At 75.4% G+C, this 12,284-nt stretch carries 13 protein-coding genes and 6 pseudogenes; 9 read left to right on the plus strand and 10 right to left on the minus strand.

The window, feature by feature from the left end; translation table 11 throughout:
• Positions 1-24: 24 nt before the first annotated feature.
• On the plus strand, positions 25-228 hold the full coding sequence (locus ABD946_RS27835) for a ferredoxin (protein WP_345288121.1): 204 nt from the start codon (positions 25-27) through the stop codon (positions 226-228).
• A 69-nt stretch (positions 229-297) separates the two neighbouring features.
• The gene (locus ABD946_RS27840) at positions 298-1,524 is read left to right on the plus strand and encodes a cytochrome P450 (RefSeq protein ID WP_345288123.1); all 1,227 of its coding nucleotides are present in this window, start codon (positions 298-300) and stop codon (positions 1,522-1,524) included.
• Between the two features lie 56 nt (positions 1,525-1,580).
• Here the strand turns inward: ABD946_RS27840 and ABD946_RS27845 are convergent, their stop codons facing one another.
• From ABD946_RS27845 to ABD946_RS27860, 4 genes and pseudogenes are all read right to left on the minus strand, one after another.
• Complete coding sequence (locus ABD946_RS27845; protein WP_345288125.1) at positions 1,581-2,822, minus strand: ABC transporter permease; 1,242 nt, start codon at positions 2,820-2,822, stop codon at positions 1,581-1,583.
• Positions 2,819-3,515, minus strand: a pseudogene (locus tag ABD946_RS27850) (ABC transporter ATP-binding protein). Before ABD946_RS27850 ends, ABD946_RS27845 begins: the two are co-directional and overlap by 4 nt.
• 29 nt (positions 3,516-3,544) lie before the next feature.
• Complete coding sequence (locus tag ABD946_RS27855) at positions 3,545-4,645, minus strand: peptidoglycan-binding protein (protein WP_345288127.1); 1,101 nt, start codon at positions 4,643-4,645, stop codon at positions 3,545-3,547.
• Positions 4,646-4,647: 2 nt separating this feature from the next.
• Positions 4,648-5,181, minus strand: coding sequence for a hypothetical protein (locus tag ABD946_RS27860; RefSeq protein WP_345288128.1), 534 nt, complete (start codon positions 5,179-5,181; stop codon positions 4,648-4,650).
• Positions 5,182-5,455: 274 nt separating this feature from the next.
• On the opposite strand from ABD946_RS27860, the pseudogene ABD946_RS27865 reads away from it, so the two are divergent.
• The 4 genes and pseudogenes from ABD946_RS27865 to ABD946_RS42985 all read left to right on the plus strand — a co-directional run.
• Positions 5,456-6,101: pseudogene (locus ABD946_RS27865) on the plus strand (response regulator transcription factor); the annotation flags it as partial.
• A 7-nt stretch (positions 6,102-6,108) separates the two neighbouring features.
• On the plus strand, positions 6,109-6,990 hold the full coding sequence (locus tag ABD946_RS27870; protein ID WP_345288130.1) for a HAMP domain-containing protein: 882 nt from the start codon (positions 6,109-6,111) through the stop codon (positions 6,988-6,990).
• A 22-nt stretch (positions 6,991-7,012) separates the two neighbouring features.
• Positions 7,013-7,252, plus strand: a pseudogene (locus ABD946_RS42980) (hypothetical protein); the annotation flags it as partial.
• Positions 7,207-7,428: pseudogene (locus ABD946_RS42985) on the plus strand (hypothetical protein); the annotation flags it as partial. The pseudogenes ABD946_RS42980 and ABD946_RS42985, both read left to right, overlap by 46 nt.
• Before the next feature lie 70 nt (positions 7,429-7,498).
• Here ABD946_RS42985 and ABD946_RS42990 read toward each other — a convergent pair.
• Together ABD946_RS42990 and ABD946_RS27880 are read right to left on the minus strand one after the other, a co-directional pair.
• Positions 7,499-8,113: pseudogene (locus ABD946_RS42990) on the minus strand (DUF3103 family protein); the annotation flags it as partial.
• Positions 8,061-8,510, minus strand: a complete 450-nt coding sequence (locus tag ABD946_RS27880; protein ID WP_345288134.1) for a hypothetical protein — start codon at positions 8,508-8,510, stop codon at positions 8,061-8,063. The pseudogene ABD946_RS42990 and the gene ABD946_RS27880, both read right to left, overlap by 53 nt.
• A gap of 249 nt (positions 8,511-8,759) precedes the next feature.
• On the opposite strand from ABD946_RS27880, the pseudogene ABD946_RS42995 reads away from it, so the two are divergent.
• The 3 genes and pseudogenes from ABD946_RS42995 to ABD946_RS27890 all read left to right on the plus strand — a co-directional run.
• Positions 8,760-9,044 (plus strand): annotated as a pseudogene (locus ABD946_RS42995) (DUF1877 family protein); the annotation flags it as partial.
• 364 nt (positions 9,045-9,408) lie between these two features.
• The gene (locus ABD946_RS27885) at positions 9,409-9,654 is read left to right on the plus strand and encodes a hypothetical protein (protein ID WP_345288135.1); all 246 of its coding nucleotides are present in this window, start codon (positions 9,409-9,411) and stop codon (positions 9,652-9,654) included.
• 134 nt (positions 9,655-9,788) lie between these two features.
• Positions 9,789-10,292, plus strand: a complete 504-nt coding sequence (locus ABD946_RS27890; RefSeq protein WP_345288136.1) for a GNAT family N-acetyltransferase — start codon at positions 9,789-9,791, stop codon at positions 10,290-10,292.
• 36 nt (positions 10,293-10,328) lie between these two features.
• On the opposite strand, the gene ABD946_RS27895 is transcribed toward ABD946_RS27890, so the two are convergent.
• The 4 genes from ABD946_RS27895 to ABD946_RS27910 all read right to left on the minus strand — a co-directional run.
• Positions 10,329-10,601, minus strand: a complete 273-nt coding sequence (locus tag ABD946_RS27895) for a hypothetical protein (RefSeq protein WP_345288138.1) — start codon at positions 10,599-10,601, stop codon at positions 10,329-10,331.
• A complete protein-coding gene (locus ABD946_RS27900) occupies positions 10,592-11,152 on the minus strand; it encodes an RNA polymerase sigma factor (protein ID WP_345288140.1) in 561 nt (186 codons plus the stop codon). Before ABD946_RS27900 ends, ABD946_RS27895 begins: the two co-directional genes overlap by 10 nt.
• Before the next feature lie 173 nt (positions 11,153-11,325).
• On the minus strand, positions 11,326-11,808 hold the full coding sequence (locus ABD946_RS27905; RefSeq protein WP_345288141.1) for an SAM-dependent methyltransferase: 483 nt from the start codon (positions 11,806-11,808) through the stop codon (positions 11,326-11,328).
• A 57-nt stretch (positions 11,809-11,865) separates the two neighbouring features.
• Positions 11,866-12,284 (minus strand): ATP-binding cassette domain-containing protein (locus ABD946_RS27910; RefSeq protein WP_345288143.1); only part of this gene is annotated, 419 nt, incomplete at its 5' end.

Genomic DNA, 12,284 nt, shown 5'->3' on the forward strand with positions numbered 1-12,284 from the left:
ACGAGAGCGACCGAGGTGCCCACCATGCAGGTGACCGTTGACCAGGACCGGTGCTGCGGCTCCGGCCAGTGCGTGCTGACCGCCCCCGCCGTCTTCGACCAGAGCGAGGACGACGGCCTGGTGGAGCTGCTGGACCCGGCCCCCGGGCCCGCCGAACGCCCGGCCGTCCGGCTCGCCGCCGCGCTGTGCCCGGGCGGGGCCATCACCCTGACGGACGATCAGGCCTGAGAAACGCCCGGCCCCGAGCCGCCGCCCGTCCCCGCCACCCCCGCTGGACCTTGGAAGGAGCGCCGCACCATGAGCATCGACACCCCCGCGCCGCCGCAGGGCCACGCCCGCCCCGCCCCCACCGAGCTGCCCGCGGCCCCCGGCCGCTGCCCCTTCGACCCGCTGCCCGCCTACCGGGACGCCTCCCGCCTCGCCCCCGTCACCGAGGCCCGGCTCTGGGACGGCACCTCCTGCCACCTGGTGACCGGCTTCCAGGAGATCCGCACCGCCCTCTCCGACCCGCGCTTCAGCGCCGACGCCCGGCACCCGGGCTTCCCCTTCCTCTCCCCCGGCCGGCGCGAGATCACCACCCGCACCACGCCCAGCTTCATCCGCCTCGACGACCCCGAGCACGCCCGCCAACGCCGCATGCTCACGGGCGAGTTCATCATCAAGCGGGTGGAGGCGATGCGCCCCGAGATCCAGCGGATCGTGGACGAGGCGCTGGACCGGATGACCGCCGACGGCGGTCCGGCCGATCTGGTGGCCGAATTCGCCCTCCCCGTCCCGTCCTTGGTGATCTGCCTGCTGCTCGGCGTCCCGTACCGGGACCACGACTTCTTCCAGCGGCACAGTCGCAGCCTGCTGGACCTGGCCGCCACCCCCGAGGAGGTGACGGCGGCCGTGGACGCGCTGACCGGCTACCTCACCGAACTCGCCGAGGCGAAGCGGCGCACCCCGGACGACAGCCTGATCAGCCGTCTGGTCGCGCGCGGCGAGCTCACCACCGCCGAGGCCGCCTCGATGGGCCTGCTCCTGCTGGTGGCCGGGCACGAGACCACCGCGAACATGACCGCGCTCGGCACCCTGGCCCTGCTGCGCAACCCCGGGCAGGCCGAACGGCTGCGCAAGGAGCCGGAGTTGACCAACAGCGCGGTGGAGGAGCTGCTGCGCTACCTGACCATCGTGCACCACGGGGTGCCCCGGGTCGCCCTGGCCGACGTCCAGCTGGGCGACACCCTGGTCCGGGCCGGCGAGGGCGTGCTCTGCATGCTCTCCACCGCCAACCGGGACGAGGAGCTGTTCACCGGGCCGGACGCCCTGGACATCACCCGGGACGCCCGGCGCCACCTCGCCTTCGGCTTCGGCGTGCACCAGTGCCTGGGCCAGCCGCTGGCCCGGATCGAGCTGCGGATCGCCCTGCCCACCCTGCTGCGCCGCCTGCCCGGTCTGCGGCTGGCGGTCCCCTACGAGGAGCTGGAGTTCCGCAGCTCCTCCGCCGTGCACGGCCTGCGGGAGCTGCCCGTCGCCTGGTGAGCCGTCACCCGCCGTTGCCCGGGCCCGCCTTCCGGCGAGGGCCCGGGCAGCGGCACTCACGCCGAGCGCAGCGCCTCCGTGGGCGAGGCCCGCGCCGCCCGCAGCGCGGGGTAGATCCCCGCCACCGCGGCCACCGCCACCGCCACCGCGGGCCCGGCGAGCAGGGTGTAGGGCGGGACGGTGGCCGGCCAGCCCTGGGCCAGCGCGTAGCCGTACACGGTGAGGCCGCCCAGCAGCAGGCCGCCGACGCCGCCGACGAAGCCGGTCAGCACCGCCTCCAGCAGGAACTGCGCCGCGATCTGGCCGCCGCGCGCGCCCAGCGCCCGCCGCAGCCCGATCTCACCCCGACGCTCCATCACGCCCACCACCATGGTGTTGGCGATGCCGACCCCGCCCACCAGCAGCGCCACCGCGGCCAGCGCCAGCACCAGCCCGGTGAGCGCGGAGCGGGTCTCGGCCCGGGCCGCCAGCAGGTCCGAGGGGCGGCTGACCGCCACCGTGGCCGGGCTCGCCGGGTTGGCGCTGGCCGCCGCCACCGCCTGGACCTGCGGGACGCGTTCGGGGTGCGAGCGCAGGTAGACGGTGGCGGCGGTGCCGTCCGCGCCGAGGTGGGCGACCGCCTGCGGCCAGCCGACCAGGGCCGTGGTGGCGAGCTCGGGCGCCAGCTCGTTCGGCGCCAGCACGCCGAGCACGGTGTACCACTGGCCGCCCAGCCAGACCCGCTCGCCCGGGGCCCTCACGCCGAGCCGCTCTGCGGTGCGGTCACCGAGCACGGTGACCGGGAGGTTCTCCGCGGCCGCGTCCAGCCAGCGCCCGCTGCCCAGGGTGGCGTGCAGCACCTCCAGCAGGTTCAGCCGGGCGGCCAACACCGTGATGCTGTTGGTCTGTTGGGGCGGGACCAGGTCGTTGCGGTAGACCTCGGCCCGGGTGGCACCGGTCGCGGTGACCTGCTGGACGGGGCCGATCGCAGCGAGCATCGTCTCGGCGGTGGGCGGCAGCGGCACCGGCCGCTGGTCGCTGCCCTTGCCCGGGGTCACGGTGATCAGGTTGGAGCCGAGCCGGTCCAGCCTGCTCAGCAGGTGCTCCTGGTTGGAGCTGGAGATCCCGGTGACCGCGACCACGGCGGCGATGCCCAGCGCGATGCCGAGCGCGGACAGCGCGGTCCGCAGCCGCCGGGTGCGCGGCCCGATCATGCCGAGCCGGAGCAGGTCGACGGGGCGCAGCCTGACCCGCCGTCGGCCCGGGTCCTGACGGGTCGCCTGACGCGGCTCCTGGCGGGGTTCCTGACGGGGCTTCACACGCCACCTCCGGCCCTCGCGGGCCCGCGTTCGTCGAAGGCGATACGCCCGTCGTGGATGCCGACTCGCCGGGGGAAGGAGGCGGCCAGCTCGCGGTCGTGGGTGATCACCACGACCGTGGTGCCGTCGGCGTTCAGGGTCCGCAGCAGCTCGACCACGCCCTCCCCGGAGGCGCTGTCCAGCGCCCCGGTGGGCTCGTCGGCGAGCAGCAGGGCCGGGCGGCCGACCAACGCCCGGGCGATGGCGACCCGTTGGCGCTCACCGCCGGAGAGCTGGTCGGGGTGGTGGTCCAGCCGGTGGCCGAGGGCCGACGGAGCGCAGCGTCTCCACCGCCCGCGCCCGGCGCTCGGCCGCCGGGGCGCCCCCGTAGAGCAGACTGGTGGCCACGTTCTCCACCGTGCTGAGCCCGGGCAGCAGGAAGAACTGCTGGAAGACGAAGCCGATCCGGTGCGCCCGCAGCGCGGCCAGCTCGGGCTCGGAGAGCCCGGCCAGGTCCCGGCCCTCGAACCGCAGCCGGCCGGAGCTGGGCCGGTCGAGCGAGCCGAGCACGGCGAGCAGGGTGGACTTGCCGGAGCCGGACGGGCCGACCACGGCGAGCAGTTCACCGGCCTCGACGCTCAGGTCGACCTCGTGCAGCACCCGCAGCGGCGGAGCGCCCGGGTACTCCTTGACCACACCGGACAGCTCCAGCACGGGAGGCGTGAACTCATCTGTCCGGGACGTCACTTGGGGATCACCACCTGGGCACCGGCCGCCACGTCCCCGGTGATCTGGGCCTTGGCGTCGGCGATCAGCCCGAGCTGGACCCGGACCAGCCGGGTGGCCCCGCCCTCGGAGACCCGCACCCCGTAGCCCCCGCCGTCCAGCGCGAGCAGCGCGGTGACGGGGACGATCAGCGCGTGCTCGGCGGTGTCGCCGACCACGCTGACCGTCACCGCCGAGGGCCCGGCCTGCTGGGCCTTCTCCTGGCCGTCCAGCACCAGGGTGGCGGTGGTCTTGGCCCCCGGTCCGTCCGAGCCCCCGCCCGCCTTGTCGTCTCCGCCCGCCGAGCCGCGCACCAGCGAGCGGACCCGGCCGTCGACGGTGGAGCCGTCGGCCAGTCTGATCCGGACCCGCCCGTCGGGCTTGAACCGGGAGACCTGGTTCTCGGCGGGCTGCACGGTGACCACCAGGTCGGTGCGGGTCACGGTCAGGACCGGGCCGCTGCCGAGGGCCGAGCCGAGCTGGGCACCGAGCTGCTGGATGCGCACCGCCTTCTCCGGCAGCATGACCACGCTGCCGAGCGCCACCGTGCCGGTCTCCCTGACGCCCAGTGACTTCTGCCAGCGCTTCACGGCCGTGGCGGTGTCCGGGGTGAACTTCCGGTCGGCGGTCAGGCCGAGCCCCTTGGCGAAGCCGAGGTCGATCAGGTTGCGCTTCAGCTGCTCGACATCCGGCCCCTCGGGCGCCCCCGGCCCCAGGTCCCGCCAGAGCGGGCGCTGACCGGTCATCAGCACCACCGGCTGCCCGTCGCTCTCGTAGAGCCGCTCCCCCGCCCGGACCACCGCGCCGACGGCGGGCAGCGCGGTGAGCACACCCTTCCCGGCGGCGGCCACCTGGACCGGCGCGTCGTGCACCAGCGTGCCGGTGAGCTGGATGCTGCTGGACAGCGATCCCTGTTCGACCGTCACCAGGTCGAAGGCCACGGCGGCCGGCCCGGCGGCCGCTCCGCCGCGCTCCCACGGCACACCCAGCGCGGCCGCGGTGCCGCCGGCCGCGACCACGGCCACCAGCACCGGGACCACGAGTCGGCGCCGCCCGCGGGCTTCCTCCCCGCGTGTCACGCTCACTCCCCGATCCGGTAGCCGGGCATCGGGAACCGCTCGTCGCAGGCCTTGCCCGCCACGCTCCACTTCGTGGCGTCGAACACCGCGCGCGGGATCACCACGATCCCGTCCTTCGGGTCCGGGTCCGGCATGTCGGGGTAGCCGTTCTGCCGCACGCAGGCCACCCACTTGCGGCCCATCTCGACGAACTTGGCCTTGTTCGCCTGCTGCACCTGGTGGATGCCGGGCACCTTCTCGTCGCAGATCCGGGTCGCGGTCTCGTAGCCCTCCGGCAGGCCGGTGTCGGTGCGCGCGGCGGGGAAGCCGATGTTGCCGTCCTTGTCCTGCTCGACACCGGTCTGCCCCTGCTTGTGCATGCAGTCCACCCAGGCCCGGCGGACCTGGTCGTCGTCCTGTGGCTTCGCCCGCCCCGAGCCGCCGGCCCCGGCGACCTCGGGCGCGGCGCTCCCCGACGAGCAGCCGGCCGTCAGCAGCACCGCGACGGCAGCGGCGGCGCCGATCCACCGGACGCCCCTCCTCGAATTGCTCTCCATGTCCACTCTCCCTGGCTGTCTCGGATGACCTCCACCAGGTCTACGGGCCACGCGGTGAGGCACCGGTGACTGCGCGCCTAACCGGCGGCTAACGCCGGGCCCGGCAGTCTGGGGGCCACGGGGCCGTCTCACCGTTCCCGTCGGGCCCGGCCCGTCCGGCACCCACGCCCACCGCGGGCCGTGCACGCGCCGGGCGGCCCGGCCCGGTCCGATGCGAACGGTGAGACGGCCCCCGTGGCCGGAAGCGGGAGAGCGAACGGAGCGGGACGGGGTCATGCGGGTGCTGATTGTCGAGGACGAACGGGAGCTGGCCGCGATGCTCGCCGAGGGGCTGCGCGGCGAGGGCATGCTCTGCGACGTCGCCCACGACGGCCTGGAGGCGCTGCGGCGGACCGGCGAGGCCGACTACGACGTGGTGATCCTCGACCGCGACCTGCCCGCGCTCGGCGGTGACGCCGTCTGCCGGGCGCTGGCCGCCGCCGGGCACCCGGCCAGGATCCTGATGCTCACCGCCGCCGGCTCGCTCTCCGACCTGGTGGAGGGCCTGGGCCACGGGGCGGACGACTACATGGCCAAGCCCTTCTCCTACCTCGAACTGGTCGCCCGGCTGCGGGCGCTGGGCCGCCGCACGGCCGCCAACCGCGCCCCGGTGGTGCTCAGCCGGCGCGGCGTCAGCCTCGACACCGTTCGCCGGTGTGGCCGAACGGGACGGCCGGCCGCTCCAGCTGACGCCGCGTGAGCTCGGCGTGCTGGAGGAGCTGCTGGCCGCCGACGGCGCGCCGGTGGCCACCGAGGACCTGCGGGATCGGCTGTGGGACACCGCCGTCGACCCGGCCACCACGGCCGTCCGCGTCACGGTGCACGCGCTGCGCCGCAAGCTCGGCGACCCACCGCTGATCGTGCACGACCCGGCTTCGGGTACCGGCTGTGAAGCGCCCCGGGAGGCCCGGCCGGCTGCCGCTGCGCGCCGGCTGGGCCCTGGTCACCACCGGGGTGTTCGCGGTGCTCGGCTGCGGGATGCTCGCGCTGAACCTGCTGAGCGCCCGTCAGCTCATCCAGGCCAACCGGGACCTGCTGAGGCCGTTGCCCCTGGAGCCCGCGACGCCCGTCGTCCCCTCCCCGGAGACCGGCTTCCCGGCGCCCGAGGGCGGTGTCCCGACGTCCGGGAGCAGCACCCCGGCCGCCCTGACCACCCCGGCCCAGGGCTTCGACGACTTCCGCAACACCATCCTCTCCGACCTGCTGACCCGCTCCCTGCTGCTGCTCGCCGTCTTCACACTGCTGGCCGCGCTGCTGGCCTGGTGGGCCGGACGCCGCTCGCTGGCCCGCCTGCACCAGGTCACCGCCACCGCCCGCCGGATCAGCGCCGACCGCAGCCTGGACGAGCGGCTCGCGCTGGACGGGCCGTACGACGAGATCCGCGAGCTCGGCGACACCTTCGACGCCATGCTCGACCGCCTGGGCCCGCGCCTTCACCGCGCAGCGGCGGTTCACCGCGCTCGCCTCGCACGAGCTGCGCACCCCGCTGACCGTGCAGCGCACGGCGCTGGAGATCCCGCTCGCCCAGGGCCGGGTGCCGGACGGCCTGCGGCCCGCGGTGTGGAGCGCGCGCTGGCCGCCAACGCCCGTACCGAGAGCCTGATCTCGGCCCTGCTGACCCTGGCCCGGGGCGAGAGCGGCACCCTGCACCCGCGGCGCACCGACCTGGCCGACGCCGCCTCGGCGGCGGCCCGCGAGCTGGCCGAGGAGGCCGGCACCGCCGGGGTGGCGCTGACCGTCTCCCCCGGACCCGGCTCCGCTGGAGGGTGACCCGGAGCTGCTCCACCAGCTGGTGCTCAACCTGTTGGCCAACGCCGTCCGGCACAACCACCCGGGCGGCACCGCGGAGCTCAGGACCGGATCCGCCGACGGCGCCGCCCTCCTGACGGTCACCAACTCCGGGCCGGTGCTCGACCCGGAGGAGGTCCGGCGCTCTTCACACCGTTCCACCGGGGCCGTGCCCGCGCCCAGGGCTCGGGCGGCTCGGGGCTCGGCCTGGCGGTGGTCGAGGCGGTCACCACCGCGCACGGCGGCACGGTCACCGCCACCGCGCGCCCCCGGCGGAGGGCTCACCGTCCGTGTCCGGCTGCCCTCCTGACCCGGCGACGGCCCGATCGGGCCGTCGCCGGGCCGGAGCCGGCGCAGGATCAGAAACTGCTGCACGAAGTACGGCTCGACGGTCATCCAGCCGTTGCCGGGCGCCGTTGAGGCGGCCCGAGCTGCCCCGCGCGAGGGTGTACCAGGACTCCACGTAGTCCGGGTCGTCCACCCACCAGGAGGCGGGCATGGCGCCGAGCACCGCGTTCACCAGCGGGATGTACGCGCCCTGGTCGGCGATGGTGAGCAGCACCGCGGCGATCGCCTGGGCGAGGGCCAGGTAGTTGGTGTCGCCGTCGTCCTCCATCAGGACCACGTCGGCCAGGTTGTACTTGTAGTTCGACCAGTTCACCAGGATCTGGTTCGGGTAGTAGGTGGTGCCGTCGTACTGGAGGTACGGCATGGCCACCGAGTCGACCCGGACCTTGCCGTCCAGCCCGAAGCCGCTCACCAGCGCGAACATCTCGGCCGCGCCCTTGAACCAGGGCTCCTCGTCGTCCGACACCCGCACCGAGGTGATCTTCGTGCCCCACCAGCCGCCGGACAGGGCCTGCGCGGCCTCCGCCGGGGCGATGCCCCCGTGCGCCCAACTCCCGCTGCAGCACGGCCGTCCCGGCCGCCAGGGCCTTGGCCCCGTCGAGGTCGACCAGGTACACCGGGCGGGCGGGCCAGCTCGGCCGTGGCGAGCTCGTGCGCCCGACCGGCGCTGTCGTACGCCCGCACCGTGCGGGCGTGGTCGTCGGTCACGGTCGGTCGCCACCAGCGGCTCGGCCCCCGCGGCCAGCGCGCCGCGCATCGAGGGGTCGGCCAGCTGGACCCGCAGCAGCGGGCCGAGGTCGGCGCCCAGGCCCTTCGCCGAGGCGATGCTCGTCCGCCTTCGCGGTGGCCTCGGCCAGTCCGCGGGCGGCGGGGCCCGCCGCGGCGGCCGCGAGCGGTGCCAGCGCGGCGGGGGCGTCGGTGGTGGCGGTCGCGGCGCGCACGCGCTCCCGCACGGCCGGGTCGGCGAGGGCGGAGGCGAGGGTGCGGGCGACCCCGTCCTCGATCGCCGCCACCCGGGAGGCGGAGTGTCCGGCGGAGGCGGGCACGGGCAGCGGGGCGGGGGCGGCCAGGGCCTGGCCCGCGCCGAGGGCGAGCAGGGGCAGGGCCGCGAGGGTGGCGGCGGCGCGGCGCAGACGGGTGTGACTGCGGGGCATGCGGGATCTCCAGACTCGTCGGGTGAGGGCGTCGGAGCGGTGGGAGCAGCGCCGGGGATCAAGAACGTCGGCGCCATGACAAGTGAAGGGCCAACCCGGCCCCCAGTTCAAGCCCCGGGACGGCGAACGCCCGGTCCGCAACACGTGAACGCGCATAGACGGGAAACCTCCCGCCCGCCCGGCCGCCCCTCTCCGGCAACCCTGGCGTTGTCCGGCGCGAGCCCTCCGCGACCGCCTAGCATCCCCGCCATGAGCATCGACGGGTACTACGCGCGCCTCTCCCCCACCGACCTCGGGCGGGCCCTCGCCGACCCGGACACGGCAAGGGAGTTGACCGATCCGCAGGAGCAGTCCCCCGACCGGCGGCACTGCGTCGGCCCGTACTGGGACGCCATCGCCTTCCTGCTCCGCCGCCGCGGCTTCCCGGTGGACCTGGTGCGCGGCGGCACCGAACTCACCGGCGCGGCCGACCTCGGCTTCGGCCCGCCCCGCTACCTGACGCCCGACCAGGTCCGCTGCGCGGTCGAGGCCCTGGAGGCCGTCACCCCCCGACGCCCTCGCCCAGGACGTCACCGGCGCCGACCTCACCGCCGCCGGCGTCCACCCCCTCTCCCACTGGGACCACGACGGCTCCCTCGACTCCGCCGCCGGCGCCCTACCAGGACCTGCTCGCCTTCCTCCGTACCACCGCCCGTTACCACCAGGCCGTACTCTTCTGGACGGCCTGACCACCCGTCACCACGCAGCAGGGAGCACCCGTGGAGGACCCCGAGTTCACCGTCACGGTGGACCGCGCCCCGCCCTCCGGCACCGCACCCTCCTGGAGGTCCGGGCGATCACCGACCTGAGCCTCTGGCAGAGCCGACGCCTCCTGGACGGCCCGCTGCCCGCTCCCCTGATGCCCCCGGTCCAGGTGGACGCCGCCCTCGACGCCGCCCGCCGCCTGCGCGCGACCGGCGTGGAGGTCTCCGTCGACTGCACCGCCTGCCACCGCAGGCTCCCCGCCGACGGCACCCTGCTGGACCCAGGGCCCTGCGCCGAGCTCCCGTGGCTCATCACGGCCCACTGCCGCGCCAACTCGCTCACCTCCTGCGACTGCTGGTTCTGCACCGACCACGGACCGATGACCGGCTACACCGTCTGACGCCCGCCCGGGCCCCGGTCCGCTCCTCGCCCGGGGACCTGGCGGGATCCGGACCTCCGCTGGCGCTCACGCTCCTGGCCCGGCCCGGCTCCGCCGAGCCATGATCGGGGCACCCCCGAGCGTCAGGAGTCCCCGTGCCCGCCAGCGCAGTCCGCCAGGTCCCCCACGTCCGCCGCGCCCGCCCCGACGACCTCCCCCGGATCGCCGAACTGGCCGCCGAGCACGCCGCCTACGAGCGGGCCGCCCCGCCCCCGGCGGACCTCGCCGACCGCCTGGCCCGGCTGCTCTTCGACGCACCGTCACCCCGCCTGCGCTGCTTCGTCGCCGACCCGGGCGACGGTGGCGCCCCGATCGGCTACGCCACCTGCGCGCCCGAACTCTCCACCTGGGACGGCGCCGAGTACCTCCACCTCGACTGCCTCTTCCTGCGCGACGGCCACCGCGGCCACGGCCTCGGCGCCCGCCTGATGGACGCCGTCGTCACCGAGGCCCACGCCCTCGGCCTCGCCCAGGTCCAGTGGCAGACCCCGCCCTGGAACACCGACGCCATCCGCTTCTACGACCGCCTCGGCGGCCGCGCCACCACCAAGCAGCGCTACAGCCTGCCCACCACCCCGGTCGCGGCGGCCGGGGCCTGACCCACCGTCACACCCCGGCCGCCCGCGTCCGGTCGGCTACCCGGTCCGCTCCAGCCGGCAGCTCCCGCCCTCGCACTGCCGCTCCAGCCGCCCGCGCGAGACGGTCTGCACCAGCCCGAGCACCCAGCAGGCCGGACACCCCCGCAGTGCCAGCAGCCCCACCGGCAGGAGCAGCAGCGCCACCCACCCCACCACCGGCAGCAGCGCGAACGCACCCACCAGGGCGCCGAAGCCGATCCCTCCCCGGACGAGGTGCACCGGCAGGGACCGGCTCGCGTACGACGGCCCCGGACTCCCCTTCACCGACACGTCGTCTCCTCCCGCACCCGCTCCAGGTCCTCCCGCACCGCAGCCCGTGCCCGGTGCAGCCGCGACTTCATGGCCGACGTGCTCAGCCCGAGCGCGTCGGCCACCGCCCGGCCCGGCAGTCCCTGGACGTCCCGCATGATCAGCACCCGCCGCTGGTCGTCCGGCAGCGCGGCCACGGCCGCGGCCACCCGCTCGACCTCCAGCCCCGCCAGCGCGTCCTCCTCCGCCGAGGCTGCGAGCGCCTCCGGGCCCGTCTCGCCCGCGTGCACCAGCTGACGCGCCCTCCGCAGGCACTCGTTGCGCACGATCCGGAACATCCACGAGGCCAGCGCCGCACTCGCCCGCAGCGTGCCCACCTTCCGGAACAGCACGATCATCGCGTCCTGCGCCGCGTCCTCCGCGTCCTGGCTGCTGGCGCAGAGCGAGAAGGCGAACCGCCGCACGTGCGGGTACGCCCCGGCGACCAGCACCGCGATCGACGCCTCGTCACCCTCCTGCGCCGCCACCACCAGCCGCTCCGAGGGCCAGGCCCCGACCGCCCCCCTAACCACGCCGCCCCTTCCGCGCCCGCAGCACCACCACGCACGTGCACGTCAACACGGCCAGCACCACCACACCCACCACGACTCCGGTCATCGGACCTCCCGCACTCCGGCGGCCCCCTCGGGACCGCTCGACCATAAGAGGCCCACCGCGCGAAAAGGATTCAGGCCACCGGCGGCCGTCAGTAGTAGCCCTCCATCAGCTCCGTGGCCCAGCCCGGCTGGACCTGCTCCCCGCGCGGCCCGAACTCCGCCATCCAGGGCTTGATGTCCAGCACCGGCGTGCCGTCCACGGCGTCGAGCCCGGCGACGTGGACGTCCAGGCCCTCCACCCGCAGCAGCACGCAGCGCGACACCCCGAGCCGGTTGGGCCGGTTCTTGCCGCGCTGCGCGAAGATTCCCACCAGCGGCCAGTCCTCGTTGCCGCGCGGGTGGCGGGCACCGGTCTCGACCCGCTCCGGCGGGACCCGGTCGAAGTGGAAGACCACCTCCAGGTGCGAGAACCCCTCCAGCCCGTACAACGCCTCGGGCCCGAAACGCGCGGCGTCCAAGCGGATCACCGCCTCCACCCCCGCCCAGTCGTCGTCCTCCACCGGCACCCGACCGCCGACCACCTGGCCGACGGGCTCCAGTCCGATCACATCCGCCCCCTTCACCCGAGTCATGATCACGCCCTGCGCCCCGAACCCTACGACGCCCGCGCCCCGACCGTAGCGGCCCGGTCAGAGTCGACGGCCCGCGCCCAGCTCCAGCCGCTCACCGGCGAAGCGTTCGCGGAAGGCCCGGTCGTGGGAGACGGCGACCACTGCTCCCGGGTAGACGGCGAGGGCGCTCTGGAGGTCCTCGACCAGGTCGAGGGCGATGTGGTTGGTCGGCTCGTCGAGGATCAGGAGGTCGGCCGGGCTGGTCACCAGGATCGCGATCTGGAGGCGGCGCTGCTGTCCCGCGGAGAGTGCGGCCACCGGGACGTACAGGTCCTCCGCGCGGAACAGCCCCAGGGAGAGCAGCACTTCGGCGTGCTCCTCCGGAAGCCCTGGTCGGCCGGCCGCGAAGGCCGCCAACAGCGGGCGGCGGCTGAAGCGCACGGGCAGCTCCTGCGCGAGGTAGCCGACCCGGGCGGGGCGGCGGACGACGCCGTCCG

The sequence above is a fragment of the Kitasatospora albolonga genome (assembly GCF_039535905.1).
Taxonomy (GTDB): domain Bacteria; phylum Actinomycetota; class Actinomycetes; order Streptomycetales; family Streptomycetaceae; genus Kitasatospora; species Kitasatospora albolonga.